Below are 13,844 nucleotides of genomic sequence, written 5' to 3' on the forward strand. Positions count from 1 at the left end.
CGGCGCGGGCGGGCGTGGCGAACTCAGCTCTTCTGTTCCGCCCGCACCCAGTCGATCTCCGCCTTGACCCCACCGGCGGCGATCTTGTCGACGCTGGACTGCGGCAGCCCCCAGTACGGCTGGGTGACCTTGTTCCAGCCCGCCGGATAGGCGCCGCCCAGGGCGAGGTTGAGGATGACGTACTGGTCGTGGTCGAAGACCCACTCGCCGCGGGTGGACTCCAGCTTGTTGCGCGTCGTCTCCTGGACGAGACGGTCGTCGACGTAGAAGCGCATGGTGGTGGGCGTCCACTCCACCGCGTACGTGTGCCACTGGTCGGCGGTGCCGCCGTTCGGGTACGTCTGGCGGGCACCGATGTTGCCGTCCGCCGAGTAGCCGGGGCCGTGCAGGGCGGTGCTGGTCCAGTCCGCGTAGCCGATGTTCTCCATGATGTCGGTCTCGCCGGAGGCGGGCCACGAGACGTTCGGGTCGTCCACGTCGCTGCCCAGCATCCAGAAGGCGGGCCAGAACCCGTCGCCGACCGGCAGCTTCATGCGCGCGCTGACCTTGCCGTACGTGAAGTCGAACTTGGTGTTGGTGTCGACGCGGCCCGAGGTGAAGTCGTAGGTGGCGCCGCCCGCGGTGGTGCAGTTGTCGCAGTAGTCGGCCTCCAGGACCAGACTGCCGTTCTCCGTACGGATGTTGTTCGTGGAGTCGACGTACGCCTGCGACTCGCCGTTGACCGAGCCCATCTCCTGGCCGGTCCTGACGACGCGCCACTTGGAGCGGTCCAGGCTCGCACCGGTGAAGTCGTCGAAGAACGTCGTCCTGTACGTCCCCGACTGGTCCCCCGGCAGTGCCGGGTACGCGGCGGACGCGCTGCCGCCCGTACCCCACACCTGGAACTCGTAGAGCGAGTAGCCGAATTGGGCGGTGGCGGGGGCCGGGTTGTAGAAGGACCGGCGTTCCTTGCCGAGCATCCGCACGTAGCGCCCGGTCGCGGGCTGCGAGAGGCGCACGCTGTCGTGCCGGCCCACCGCGTCGGCGGGGGACTTGACGTCGGCGCGGCGCGCGGCGACCTCCGCGGCGGAGGGCTTGTGCACCGTGCGCCAGTTCTGATTGTCGTCGGAGACCTGGAGCTCGTAGTCGACGGCGTAGGCCGCCTCCCAGTACAGGTCCACCGTGTCGATGGTGGAGCGCGCGCCCAGGTCGACCGAGACCCAGCGGTTGGCGTTCCAGTCGCTGGACCAGCGGGTCTGATCGGCCTTGAGGTCGGCGGGCCAGCCGCCGTCGGTCACGAAGGAGGGTGCGTTGCCCGCGTGCTGGTAGCGGTTGGAGTAGGCGGGGTGGTTCAGGGCGAGGTTCGAGCGGGTGGTCGAGGCGGGGGCGGGTGCGCCGCCGTAGACCTTGAAGGCGTGCAGCGAGTAGCCCCAGGGCGTGGCGCGTTCGACGCCGCGCATCCTGACGTAGCGGCCCGTCACTTCCTGGGGGTAGGTGTGGGCGGTGACGGAGCCGCCGGTGCCCGCCGTCTCGGTGTAGAAGGGGGTCCAGTCGGTGCCGTTCCTCGACACCTCCAGGACGTACTTCTTGCCGTAGGCGGCTTCCCAGTCCAGGACGACGCGGTCGACGCGCAGGGTGGCGCCGAGGTCGAGGCGTATCCACGCGTCGTCGGCGAACTGGCTGGACCAGCGGGTCGACGCGTTGCCGTCGAAGGCGGCGCCGGGTCCGGCGGTGCCCGCCTCGTTGCCGGACGCGGTCGCGGATGCCGGGTTCGCGGTGTACGCCTCGGCGGCGCGGTCGGTGTCCCAGGCCGCGGCGGCGACCGCGCCGGGAGGGTCGGCCGGCGCGGCGGAGGCGAGGCCGGTCAGCAGGGTCAGGACGCAGGCCGTCGCGAGCGCGACGACAGGAGTGCGTCTCTTCCTTCGGGAGGTGCCGGTTCTTCGTGAGGTGCCGGAGCGCATGCTGCTCTCCTTGCGGGTGAGTCGCAACTGGCCTGTTCTGAAAGGGAGTTCGGGCGGTTCGGGCGGTTCACGCGGCTCAGGCGGTTCAGGGGAAGGAGACCACCGTGGACGGCACCGTGTTGGAGCCCGACGTGGGAGCACCGATCGCGTTGATGACGTGCGCGTACTGACCCTTGCCGCCGAGCGAGACGACGAGCAGGTGGTGGAACTTCACGCCGGACTTGTTCGGGGCGGCGAAGCCGTGCTCCTGCACGATGGTCGGGTCGACGTTGTAGTAGCAGTAGCTGCCCAGGCCCCAGCCCTCGTGGGTGTTGACGGAGTCGGCGACCTTGTACGAGGCGTAGCCCCGGATGCCGCCGTTCTGGATGGCGGCCTGGTTGGGGGCGTCGTACGCCTTCTCGTTCTGGTAGAAGATCGTGCGCCCGCGCTCGCCGTTCCACTGCACGTCGTACTTGTTGAAGTGCTCCACGAACAGGCCGGTGGCGAGCACGTCGGCGCCGTTGACGACGACGCCGTAGTCGGCCCGGTTGGTCTCCCAGCCGACGCCGTCGCCGTGGTCGGCGCGCCAGACCCAGGTGTGGTCGACGATGGTGTGGCGGCTGTTGATAACCAGGCTGGTGGTGGCCTTGCCCGCGCCCGCGCCGCCGATGCGGATGAACACGTCCTGGACGGTGGTCGGGTTGCCGACGTGCGACGCGCCCGCGCCGGCGGGGCCCACCTCGACGAGCGTCGCGGATCTCTGCGGCCCCGCGTCGACCAGGAATCCGGCCAGGCGCACCCCGTCCACGTCGGCGGTCTTCACCGCGGTGACCCCGCCGTCCGGGATGAGGGTCGCGTAGCCGAGGCCGAGGACGACGGTGTTGGCCCGCTTGACCTGGATCGGCCGGTCGAGGTGGTAGATGCCGGGGGTGAGCAGCAGGTGGAGCCCCCGGTCGAGGGCGGCGTTGAGGGTGGCCGCGCTGTCGCCCGCCTTGGCGACGTAGAAGGCGGAGAGGGAGAGGGACTGGCCCTGGGGGGTGCCGTTGCCCCAGCTGGTGCCGCGGGCGTTGGTGCGCAGGGCGGGCAGGAAGACCTTGTACTCGGCGCCGTCCAGGTAGAGGAAGGGCTTCTCGCGGGAGTACGGGGTGGTGTTCAGGGTGGTGTAGGGCGGGTTGGGGAAGGAGTTGCCGGGGGCGCCCTCGACCCCGGAGAAGACCATGTTCCACACCGCGTTGAGCCAGCCGCCGATCGAGCTGTCGCGGGTGTACCACTGCTGCTGCGAGTACGGCTGGACGGTGCCGTCGATGCGGCTGTCGGCGATGTAGCCGCCGCTGGCCCAGCCGTAGCCGTTGGGCGCGAGGTTCAGGTCGCCGCGCACGTGCATGCGGCGGAACGGGGCGGCCTGGGATACGGCCCAGCGGTTGGCGCCGCTGACCGGCGAGAGGGAGAGGTTCTCCGCCGAACGCCAGAAGTTCTGGGTGGCGTTGCCGTTGAACCAGCCGGCGTCCACGGTGACGTCGCCGTTGATATGGGTGTTGTCGGGGGTCAGGCCCAGGCCCATGATCGAGGTGTAGAAGCCGATCTGGGCGTTGAGACCGCTGTACGTGCCGGGCTTGAACAGCAGGGCGTAGCGGTCCGTGCCGAACTGCGCCGACTCCTGCTTCTTGAATATCTCGTCCAGTTTGGCCTGGATGCCCCCGGTGGACGGGTCGAAGACGATGACGTTCGGGCCGAAGTCGGGGGCGAGGGCGTTAGCGGGCTGCGGGCGGCGGGCCGCGGGGACCTGCGCCGAGGGGGTGTCGGGAGCGGCGACCGCCTGGGAGGCGAGCAGACCGGTGGCCGGGACCGCCAGGGCTGCGGCCAGGGCGGTGCGGCGGGAGAGGGTGGAGCTCGCGGCGGACGGAGGCAGTTGCTCAGACATGGCAAGTCTCTCTGGTAGCCGGGCGGTTGGTGCGCCGGGTGCTGACGGTGGGGGGCGGTGCCGCTCCGGGGTGGGTCTCCGGCCCGGGGTCTACGGCCCGGGGTCTCCGGGGTGGGGTGGAGTGGGGCAGAGCGGTGCCGCATGGGTTCGGTTTGAGTTCAGAACCTGAACGTTGATCGCTGAGAGAGCGCTCTCTCGCGTTGGATAGTTGTGTCTGCGACAAGGCGCGTCAAGGGGGTGCGCACGATGTCGCACGGACTCGGTGGAGAGAAGTCAACTAGGTGACCGTGTGGGAAAGTTGACGTCAATCGCTCGCGCGTGGGTGATATGTCCGAGGGTGTGACGAGGGCCCAACGACGCGCTGCGTGCTCCCAGTTGACGTCACCTCAGGTGCAGATATCTGAACGCCCAGCCCACGGGGTTGCTATAAAGACCCCGTGACTGCCGACGCCCTGCGCCCCGCCCGCCCGGTGACCCTGGAGGACGTGGCCCGCACGGCGGGGGTGTCGCGCGCCACCGTCTCCCGGGTCGTGAACGGCGCGCCCACCGTCGACCCGGTGCTGCGCCGCAAGGTGGAGGATGCCGTCGAGGACACCGGCTACGTCCCCAATCAGGCCGCCCGCTCCCTGGTGACCCAACGGACCGACTCCATCGCCCTGGTGGTGTCCGAGCGGGAGCGGCGGCCGGTCGAGGCGCCCTTCGTCGGCCGGATGTTCACCGACCCGCACTTCGGCAGGGTGGTCGGCGGGCTCCTGGACGTGCTGCGCCCCGCCGGGGTCCAGATGGTCCTGATGCTGGTGGACGACGACACCTCGCGCCGGCAGTTCCTGTCGTACCTGCGGCAGGGCCACGTGGACGGCACGGTGCTCGTCTCCTCGCACGCCTCCGATCCGCTGCCCCGGCTGCTCGCGGAGACCGGCCTGCCCGCCGTGCTCGCCGGGCGCCCGGCGGAGACGGTCCCGCTGCCGTACGTGGAGGTGGACCAGCGGGCCGGGGCGCGGATGGCCGTCGACCGCCTGGTCTCCGAGGGGCGCCGCAGGATCGGCACCGTCGCGGGGCCGCAGGACATGCCGGCCGCCCAGGAGCGCCTCGAAGGCTTCCGTGCCGCGCTGGCCGCGCACGGCATCACCGACGCGCCCTGGGCGGAGGCGGACTTCACGCGGGTGGGCGGCGCGGAGGCCACGCGGCGGCTCCTGGGCCACCACCCGGACCTGGACGGGGTGTTCGTCGCGTCGGACCTGATGGCGCAGGGCGCCTTGCAGACCCTGCTGCGGGCGGGCAGACGGCTGCCGCAGGACGTGGCGGTGGTCGGCTTCGACGACAGCGAGGCCGCCAGGGCCTGTGAGCCCGCGCTGACCACGGTCAGGCAGCCGGTGGAGGAGATGGCCGCCGAGATGGCCCGGCTGCTGCTGGGGAGGATCAAGCAGCCGGGGGAATCGCCGCTGTCGATGGTGTTCCGGCCGACGCTGGTGGAGCGGGCGTCGGCGTGATCAGGCGGCCGTGCGGCGCATGCGGGTGGCTTCGCGTGTGAACTTGCCGCAATGGTGCGGGAGTTGGCGCGCTTGCGCGGAGCGTCCCCTGCCCCCTGCTTGTCGAGATCGGCCTCTCCCGTGCAAGGCCCCCTCGTAAGCGACGATCGCCGCCTGAAAGACGGGAACCACCGGACGCCACGGCGTGCGCAGGACGGCGCCCCCTACGGAAGTGGCGCCGCGGTGCTCGTCCTTCCGCCCTGGTCGCTCGCCGGGCTCACGGCCGGACTCGTGGTGTTGCGCCGCAGCGACGCGCGGGAGATCCGTCCCGCGCGCGCCTGGGCCGGGCCGCTCAGCACAGCAGCGCCACCAAGGTGACCGTGGTACCCGTGGCGCAGGCGGCGACCTCGAAGTGGTCGGCCAGCGCGCGGGCCAGCCACAGGCCCCGGCCGCTCTCGGCCTCGTCGCTGTCGGGGAGACCGACTGGCGCCGACGGCTCCGGAGGGGCGAGCCCCGGACCGCTGTCCGCGATCACGCACCGCAACCCGTCGCCCGTGTACGCGAGATGGATGCGGCCCTTGCCGCCGCCGTGCACGACGGCGTTGCTCGCGACCTCGTGCACGGCGAGCACGAAGTCGCTGAGCCGGGGGTCGCACAGGCCCGCGTCCTCGGAACGCCGGGTCACCTGGAGTCGCAGCCGCGCCAAGTCGGCCATGGTGAAGGGGAGTTCGAGGAGCGTGGCCCTGCCCGGTGCGGGGGCGAGCGTGCTGTTGGGCGGGACCCGGTGCGGGGCCGGGTCGCCGCCGTTGTCGTCGTTGCCGATGCCGCGGTTGAGGATCACTTCGCGGATCACCCTTCGCCCAGGACGAGTTGAGGCACTTCGGCGGCTCCGCAGAGCCGTAACAATTTGTCCTGCTCGGGCCTGCCGCGGACCGCGATGAGGTGGCCGCAGGGGAGCCTGCTCGCGAGCCGCACCAGCGTCGACGCGCCGTGTACGTCCATGAAGCACAGCTCGGACAGGTCGAGCACGAGGGGGCGGTCGGGCCCGGCTAAGGCGTGGGCGAGCGCCGAGTCGAACTCCTCGCGCGTCGCCAGGTCGATGTCCCCGGCGACGCGCAGCTCGGTGCCGTACCGGGTGATGTCCAGGGCGCCGAGGTGCCGCAGGAGCCGTTTGGGGTGCGCGTGCTGGATCCGGCCCAGGACGCCGTCGCCGAACTTGCGCCGGTCGTACTCGCAGACGGCGGTGAACCCGATCTTCGCGAAGAGGGGCGAGAGCCCGGCCTCGTACTCGACCAGGAGGTCCTGGTCCACGCCCGGTTCGGCGGCCCAGCCCATGTCGCCGACCACCCGGATGCCGGAGAAGCCGTCCAGGCGGGCCTTGTCGGTCAACTCCACCCAGGTCTGGGCCCGTTCGACCGGGTCGAAGCCGGTGGCCGGGTCGTATCCGGGGACTTCGTTGACCACGACAAGGCGTCCGTCCATGAGCGCGGGGTCCAAGGGAAAGCCGGTGGAACTCAGCTGCTCGGCCGCGACGTCGGGGGTGGTCGTCCGGTCCGTGAAGAAGACCACTTGCTCGCCACGCGAAATACCGATGTCGGCGTACGCGGCACGGAGTTCCCAGCGGGTTTCGTCGTCGTCGAATCCGAGGCAGGCATGGTCCCCGGAGTTCATACGGGTGACGGAGACCGTCCTGGTCACAGAACTGGAATCCATGGGGCAGACCTTAGGGTCCGCGCGACGCACCACGGCCGCGGTGATCACTGTTGACTGAAGACGTTCCAAACGCTCGACAACTCGATAATTCGTTGCGGGGCGCGATCGCCGGAGGCGATGATCCACGCATGGTTCCGACTCCTCCTGACGGGCGTGCCGGTATCGACGCCGCCCTGGTGAAACGGTTGGTCGCCGCGCAGTTCCCGCAGTGGAGCGAGCTGCCGGTCAGGCCCGTGGAGGTCGACGGCTGGGACAACCGGACGTACCGCCTGGGCGAGGATCTGACGGCACGGCTGCCCACCGCCGCCGGCTACGTCCCCGCGGTCGCCAAGGAGACCGAGTGGCTGCCCCGGCTCGCGCCGTCCCTGCCGTGCGCCGTCCCGCCGATCCTGGGCCAGGGCGTCCCGGGCGAGGGGTATCCCTTCCCGTGGTCCGTCCGCGGCTGGCTGGACGGTGAGACGGCGGCTCCTGAACGCATCGGCGACATGGCCCGGTTCGCGGTCTGTGTGGCCGAGTTCATCCTCGCCCTCCAGCGCTGCGACACCACCGGGGGCCCGCTCGCCGGCGAGCACAGCTGGTACCGAGGGGCGTCTTTGGCGTACTACGACGAGGAGACCCGGCGGTGCCTGGCCGCCCTGGAGGGGCGCGTCGACACGGGCAGGGCCGCGGCCGTCTGGGAGGCCGCACTCGCCGCGCGGTGGCACGGGGTGCCCGTGTGGTTCCACGGCGACATCGCCTCCGGGAACCTGCTGGTCGCCGACGGCAGGCTCACCGCCGTCATCGACTTCGGCACCTCGGGCGTCGGCGACCCGGCCTGCGATCTGGTCATCGCCTGGGGGATGTTCTCCGGCGAGAGCCGCGAGGCGTTCCGGCGCACGGTCGGCCAGGACGCGGGCACCTGGGCGCGCGCCCGCGGCTGGCTGCTGTGGAAGTGCCTGCTGACGCTGAGCGGCTGCGTCGACAGCGACCCGGACAAGGCGGCCGTCGACCGGCGCCTGATCGCCGAGGTCCTGGCCGACCACGAACTCTTCGGCTGACGCGGCGCGTGCGGCCCGCGCATCTCAGGTGGGCACGACCGTCACCTCGGTCGCCTTCACGCTGGTCCACACCGGCGCCCCGTCGGAGAGGCCGAGTTCGGCGGCGGCCTGCGGGGTGATCTCGGCCACGAGGTCCGGCGCCCGGGACGAGGTGATCAGGAGGCGGAGGCGGCTGCCGCTGGTGGTGATCTCGCGGATGGTGCCGGGCCAGACGTTGCGGGGGCTGCCGGTGGGCCTGTCGCGGTGCACGGAGACCGCCTCCGGGGCGATGATCGCCAGCGCCTCGGTGCCCGGCGGCAGCGGATCGGCGACCACCAGGGTGCCGCCGCCGGGCAGGGCGAGCCCCTCGGGTCCCGCGGTGCCGGGCCAGGCGTTGCGGCCCAGCATCCTGGCCACCCACGGGGAGCGCGGGTGCCGGGTCACCTCGGCGGGCGCCTCGTCCTGGAGGGCGATCCCCTGGTCGAGTACGAGAACCCGGTCGGCAAGGGACACCGCCTCGACGGGGTCGTGCGTGACGATCAGGCAGACGCCGCCGAAGGTGTCCAGGTGCGTACGCAGGGTGTGGCGCACGCGGGCCCGGGTCGTCTGGTCGAGCGCGGCGAGCGGTTCGTCCAGCAGGAGCAGCCGGGGCCGAGCCGCCAACGCCCTTGCCAGTGCCACCCGTTGGGCCTGTCCGCCGGAGACCTGGGCCGGCTTGCGGTGCGCGAGGTGGCCGACGCCGAGCCGGTCGAGCCACTCCTGCGCGCGGCGCCGGGCCTCGGCCCGTGGAACACCCAGCGCGCGCGGCCCGTACGCCGTGTTGGCGAGGGCGCTCATGTGCGGGAACAGGGCGCCGTCCTGCGGGACCCAGGCGACGTGACGGCGGTGCGGCGCGAGTCCGGTGACGTCGGTGTCGCCGAGGCGGAGCTCGGCGTGGGCGCGCGGGGTCAGGCCGAGGAGGGCGCGCAGCAGCGTGGTCTTGCCCGCGCCGTTGGGCCCGACGACGGCGATGGTGGTGCCCGGTCCGGCGTCCAGGGTGAGTCGGTTGAAGCCGGTGACCTCGGCGTGCAGGGACCAGCGCTCCTCGGGCGGCGAGGCGGACGGCGAGGCGGGCGGCGCGGGCTCGGCCTCGGTGGCCTGGGGGAGCGCGGGCGCAGCCGCGTCGTCCGGCAGAGGCTCGGACCGCCCCCCGCGCCGGTCGCCCGGCGTGCCCATCCACCGCCCGCGCAGCGCGACGAGCACCGCCATGGCGATGGCGAGCAGCAGCAGGGACACGGACGTCGCGGCCTCGGGGGAGTCCTGGAGCAGCAGGTACACCTGGAGGGGCAGGGTCTGGGTGGTGCCGGGAAGGTTGCCGGCGAAGGTGATGGTCGCGCCGAATTCGCCGAGCGCCCGCGCCCAGGTCAGGGCGGCTCCCGCGATGAGCCCGGGGGCGACCATGGGCAGCGTGACGGTACAGAACACCCGTACGGGAGAGGCCCCCAGGGACGCCGCCGTCTCCTCGTAACGGGGGCGAAGGCCGCCGAGCGCGCCTTCGAGGCTGATGACGAGGAACGGCATCGCCACGAAGGTCGCCGCGATCACCGCGCCGGACGTCTGGAACGGCAGGGTGATGCCGAACGTGTCTTCCAGCCACGGGCCGAGCAGTCCGCGCCGCCCGAACGCGAGCAGCAGGGCGACGCCGCCCACGGTGGGCGGCAGGACCATCGGGAGCAGGACGAGGGAACGTACGACCGCCTTGCCGGGAAAGTCGACCCGGGCGAGCAGCCAGGCCAGCGGCACCCCGAGCAGCAGGGAAAGCCCCAGCGCCCAGAAGGAGACGACGAGGGACAGCTTCAGCGCCTGCGTGGTCCCTTCGCCGGTCAGATGGGCGCCGAGGTCGCTCCACTCGGTGCGGGCGAGGATTCCGAGCAGCGGCAGCATCAGGAACGCGATGGCGAGCAGCGCGGGGATCGCCAGGGCGATCGGGGTGCGGGGGCCGGTGGTGCGGCCGCGCAGGCGTTTCATCGTGGTCCCTGGGGTGTGCTCGGAGCGGTGTCGCGAGGTGAGGGGGCGTACGGGGCGCTGCGGGGGACGGCCCGGCCCGCGCCCCGACCGGGGAGGCGGTCGGCCCCCTCACCTCGGCGTGCGGGGGCTACGGCTTCTCGAAGCCCGCGTCCTGAAGGATCTTCTGTGCCGCGGGCGTGGAGAGCCACTTCACGAACGCCGACGCGGCGTCCGCGTGCTTCGACGTCTTCAGGGTGGCCGCAGGGTAGTCGGCGATCGCGTTCTGGCCGTCGGGGATCTTGATCGCGTCGACCTTCTTGGGGGCGGTCGCCGCATCGGTCTTGTAGACGAGCCCGGCGTCCGCCTCGCCCAGCTCGACCTTGCTCAGGACCGCGCGGACGTTGGGCTCCTGCGAGACCGGCTTCACGTCGATCTTCTGGTCGTCCAGGATCTGCTGGCTGTAGCGGCCGACCGGCACCTCGGCCGCGGCGAGGACGACCTTCAGCTTGCTGTCGGAGAGGTCCTTCAGCTCGGCGACCTTCTTCGGGTTGCCCTCGCCGACGGCGATGACCAGGCGGTTCTTGGCGATGACGGAGGGGGTCCCGGTGTCGGACCCCAGACCGTCCATGGTCTTGGTGTCGGCGGTGACCAGGGCGTCGGCCGGGGCGCCCTGCTTGACCTGGGCGGCCAGTTCCTGGGACCCGGCGAAGGAGAAGTTGACCTTCGTCCCCGGGTTCTCCTTCTCGTACGCCGCGCCGGCGGTCTCGAAGACGTCGGTGAGCGAGGAGGCGGCGAGCACCGTCAGGTCGGCCTTCGGGGCGGCGGCGCCGGCGGCCTTCTCGCCGCTGTCGTTTGTGTCGTCCTCGTTGCCGCAGGCGGCGAGCGGGACGAGCAGGGCGGCCGTCAGGACGGCGGCGGCGGTGCGGCGCCGGGCGGGGGGGAGAGCGAGGGACATGAGCGTGGAAACTCCTTGGGGGCGAGGCCGGCGGCGCGGTCCGGCCCGTGGTTGCGGACCCTGGGGTGCGGACCAGGGGTCAGGTGCGGTCGATGTGCACGCTGGTGGATTTCACGCGGGCGGTGGCCCGCATGCCGACCTCCAGACCGAGCTCCTCCACGGCCTCCCGGGTCAGGAGCGAGACGAGCCGGTGCGGACCTGCCTGGATCTCGACCTGGGCCGCGACGTCGCCGAGCTTTACGGCGGTGACGATGCCGGGAAAGGCGTTGCGGGCCGAGGTGTAGGGGACGTCGTCCTCGCCGTTGCCCCCTTGTGCCTGCGCCTGCCCCTGCGCCTGCCCCTGGCCCTGTGCGACCTCGACGGAGAACGCGGCGAGATCGCGGCCGTCGATGAGCCGACGGCCGCTCTCGTCCCGGTGGGTCGTGACCCGTCCGGCGTCCGCCCAGCGGCGGGCGGTGTCGGGGCTGACGCCGAGCAGACGCGCTGCCTGTCCGATCGTGTAGGACTGCATGCGCGACACGATAAGCCGCCTCACCTGGCATCTACAACACTTTCAGGTGATTGCCCATGGCAGATGCCACCCCCCTTGGAGGAAGCGTCAAGAGGCGGTGGCGCCGCCCGGAGAGTCCGGGGCGTCCGGGGCGTCCGGGGCGTCCGGGGAGCCCGGGGCGTCCGGGGAGTCCGAAGACACGGTCTTCTTCACGTGCGGCACCTGCGCCAGCGTGATGCCGAAGTGCTTGTCGTACGCCTCCAGCACGTCGGCGTCCGTGGTCAGTTCGACGGCGTGGCGCTCACCGGCCTCCGTCGTGGTGAGGGTGCGGCCGCTGAGGGTGATCCGGCCGGTCCCGGTGAGCAGCGAGCAGACCAAGGACCGCGTGAAGTGGGACCGGGGCGAGGTGCGGTGCCACCAGGCGCCGGACGTGAAGTCGGCCAGGGCGCGCGGGCGCCGGTCGACCACGTACTGCGCCTTGCCGTCCCTGCTGACGTCCAGATCGCCTTCGGCGGTCTCGGCGATGCGGAAGGTGCCGCCGGGGTCCGACTGGTCGCCGCGTTCGCCGAAGGCCAGCGGGAAGTGGCTGTGGGTGCCGAAGCCGACGTCTGCGAGCCAGTCGCCCCCGTCGGCGGTGAGCACGCGCAACGCCAGGTGGTCGTAGGGGATTCCGGGCTGCCCGGAGGCGTCGTACACCCGGGCCTGCAACAGGGTGACCTCGTAGCCGACGGCGGTGAGCAGCGCGGCGAAGGCGCCGTTGAGTTCGTAGCAGAAGCCGCCCCGGTGGGCGCCGACGACCTTGGCGACCAGGGAGCCCGCGGTGAGTTCGATGTCCTCGTCGAGGTGGACGGAGAGGTTCTCGAACGGGACGGCGCGCAGGTGCGCCAGGTGCAGGTCGTGCAGCGCCCGCGTGGTGGGGGCGGCGGGGCGCTCGGCGCCGATGCGGCGCAGGTAGGCATCCGTCTGATCAAAATCCATGGGCAGATTCTTGCGCGTCGCGCATCATGGGCCTGCCTGCTGCCTGCTGCCTGCTGCCTGCTGCCTGCCTGCCTGCCCGCCGCGTCGCTGCCGACCGGGAGCCGTGGCGGCCCCTGCCTCCCGCACCGAAGGAACCATGACCGCCGAACCCGCTCCCTTCCGGACCTCCGTCTCCGACGACGTCCTGAACGACCTGCGTACGCGCCTGAAGCGCACCCTCTTCACCCAGCCCTCCGACTCCACGTACTGGGCGGCGGGCGTCGACCCCGCCTATCTGCGCGACCTCGTCGCCTACTGGGCCGACGCGTTCGACTGGCGCGCGGCCGAAGCCGCGCTCAACGCCTTTCCCCAGTACGTCGCCGAAGTCGCCGGACGGCGCGTGCACTTCGTGCATCTGCGGGGCCGCCGCCCCGAAGGCGCCCCCGCGCCGCTTCCGCTGGTCCTGAGTCACGGCTGGCCGAGCAGCTTCGTGGAGATGCTGCGGGTCGCGGGGCGTCTGGCCGACCCTGCCGCGCACGGCGGCGACCCGGCCGACGCCTTCGACGTGGTCATCCCCTCGCTGCCCGGGTTCCTCCACTCCGAACTGCCGCGCGAGCCGTTCACGCGCAGGGGCGTCGCCGAGATCTGGCACGAGCTGATGACCGAGACCCTGGGCTACGAACGCTTCGGGGCCTTCGGCGGTGACATCGGCGGCGGTGTGACGCAGTGGCTCGGCGCCCTCTACCCGCGCGAGGTGGCCGGGGTGCACGTGACCTCCGCGGTGATCACGGAACAGTTCACGGAGGAGCCGCCGACCGCGCAGGAACAGTGGTACCTCGACGCGCTTGCCGCCTACGACGCGGGCGACCAGGGCTACAGCGAGATCATGTGCACCCGCCCCGACACGATCGCCGCGGCCCTGGCGGACTCACCTGCCGGGCTCGTGGCCTGGATCGCCGACAAGTACCGCGACTGGAGCGACTGCGGCGGCGACCTGGAGGCCCGCTGGGACAAGGACACCCTGCTCACCGTCGCGACCCTGTACTGGGCCACCGGCAGCATCGGCTCGTCCTTCAGGCAGTACTACGACTACCCCCGGAACAGGCCGGTGCCGCCCATCACCGTCCCCGGAGCCATCACCCTCAGCCATGAACCGGCGTTCGCGGGCTACCCCAGGAGCCTGGCCGAGCGCGCCTTCACCGACCTGCGCCACTGGAGCACGCCGCAGCGGGGCGGGCACTTCATGGCGCACGAGGAGCCGGACCAGGTGGCTCAGGAGCTGCGGACGTTCTTCCGGCCGCTGAGGGGCTGATCCTGCCTTCACTGCCTTCACTGCCTTTACCGCCTCCGCGCTGCCCCCACGTCTTGCACTCGCTTAGGTTAGGCTAAGCTAAGTTGATATTGGCGTGCTGGACCAG

11 protein-coding genes are annotated in these 13,844 nt (G+C 71.8%); 3 read left to right on the forward strand and 8 right to left on the reverse strand.

The features are described from left to right. Positions 1 to 23 precede the first annotated feature (23 nt). Complete coding sequence (locus tag ACZ6ZP_RS07015) at positions 24 to 1,940, reverse strand: discoidin domain-containing protein (RefSeq protein ID WP_366464372.1); 1,917 nt, start codon at positions 1,938 to 1,940, stop codon at positions 24 to 26. Between the two features lie 85 nt (positions 1,941 to 2,025). Then, positions 2,026 to 3,840: a coagulation factor 5/8 type domain-containing protein gene (locus ACZ6ZP_RS07020; protein ID WP_366464371.1), complete on the reverse strand. Its 1,815-nt coding sequence runs from the start codon at positions 3,838 to 3,840 to the stop codon at positions 2,026 to 2,028. Positions 3,841 to 4,277: 437 nt separating this feature from the next. Between ACZ6ZP_RS07020 and ACZ6ZP_RS07025 the strand changes: the two genes are divergently transcribed. After that, entirely contained in the window at positions 4,278 to 5,330 is a 1,053-nt protein-coding gene (locus ACZ6ZP_RS07025) for a LacI family DNA-binding transcriptional regulator (RefSeq protein ID WP_469405864.1), read from the forward strand. A gap of 331 nt (positions 5,331 to 5,661) precedes the next feature. Here ACZ6ZP_RS07025 and ACZ6ZP_RS07030 read toward each other — a convergent pair whose 3' ends face one another. Then, entirely contained in the window at positions 5,662 to 6,150 is a 489-nt protein-coding gene (locus ACZ6ZP_RS07030) for an ATP-binding protein (RefSeq protein ID WP_351158133.1), read from the reverse strand. An 8-nt stretch (positions 6,151 to 6,158) separates the two neighbouring features. Then, complete coding sequence (locus ACZ6ZP_RS07035; RefSeq protein WP_351158135.1) at positions 6,159 to 7,022, reverse strand: MEDS domain-containing protein; 864 nt, start codon at positions 7,020 to 7,022, stop codon at positions 6,159 to 6,161. 128 nt (positions 7,023 to 7,150) lie between these two features. Here ACZ6ZP_RS07035 and ACZ6ZP_RS07040 point away from each other — a divergent pair, with 128 nt between their 5' ends. Then, a complete protein-coding gene (locus ACZ6ZP_RS07040) occupies positions 7,151 to 8,059 on the forward strand; it encodes an aminoglycoside phosphotransferase family protein (protein ID WP_469405865.1) in 909 nt (302 codons plus the stop codon). A 24-nt stretch (positions 8,060 to 8,083) separates the two neighbouring features. Here ACZ6ZP_RS07040 and ACZ6ZP_RS07045 read toward each other — a convergent pair whose 3' ends face one another. The 4 genes from ACZ6ZP_RS07045 to ACZ6ZP_RS07060 all read right to left on the reverse strand — a co-directional run bounded on the left by ACZ6ZP_RS07045 (position 8,084) and on the right by ACZ6ZP_RS07060 (position 12,447). Beyond that, positions 8,084 to 10,045, reverse strand: coding sequence for an ABC transporter permease (locus ACZ6ZP_RS07045; RefSeq protein WP_469405868.1), 1,962 nt, complete (start codon positions 10,043 to 10,045; stop codon positions 8,084 to 8,086). Between the two features lie 127 nt (positions 10,046 to 10,172). Further along, a complete protein-coding gene (gene modA / locus ACZ6ZP_RS07050; RefSeq protein ID WP_351158140.1) occupies positions 10,173 to 10,979 on the reverse strand; it encodes a molybdate ABC transporter substrate-binding protein in 807 nt (268 codons plus the stop codon). Between the two features lie 79 nt (positions 10,980 to 11,058). Then, the gene (locus ACZ6ZP_RS07055; RefSeq protein WP_351158142.1) at positions 11,059 to 11,490 is read right to left on the reverse strand and encodes a TOBE domain-containing protein; all 432 of its coding nucleotides are present in this window, start codon (positions 11,488 to 11,490) and stop codon (positions 11,059 to 11,061) included. A gap of 87 nt (positions 11,491 to 11,577) precedes the next feature. Beyond that, positions 11,578 to 12,447, reverse strand: coding sequence for an arylamine N-acetyltransferase family protein (locus tag ACZ6ZP_RS07060; protein ID WP_351158145.1), 870 nt, complete (start codon positions 12,445 to 12,447; stop codon positions 11,578 to 11,580). Positions 12,448 to 12,583: 136 nt separating this feature from the next. Between ACZ6ZP_RS07060 and ACZ6ZP_RS07065 the strand changes: the two genes are divergently transcribed. After that, a complete protein-coding gene (locus tag ACZ6ZP_RS07065) occupies positions 12,584 to 13,738 on the forward strand; it encodes an epoxide hydrolase family protein (RefSeq protein WP_351158147.1) in 1,155 nt (384 codons plus the stop codon). Positions 13,739 to 13,844: the final 106 nt, after the last annotated feature.

The organism is Streptomyces sp. NPDC054047 (assembly GCF_055585065.1).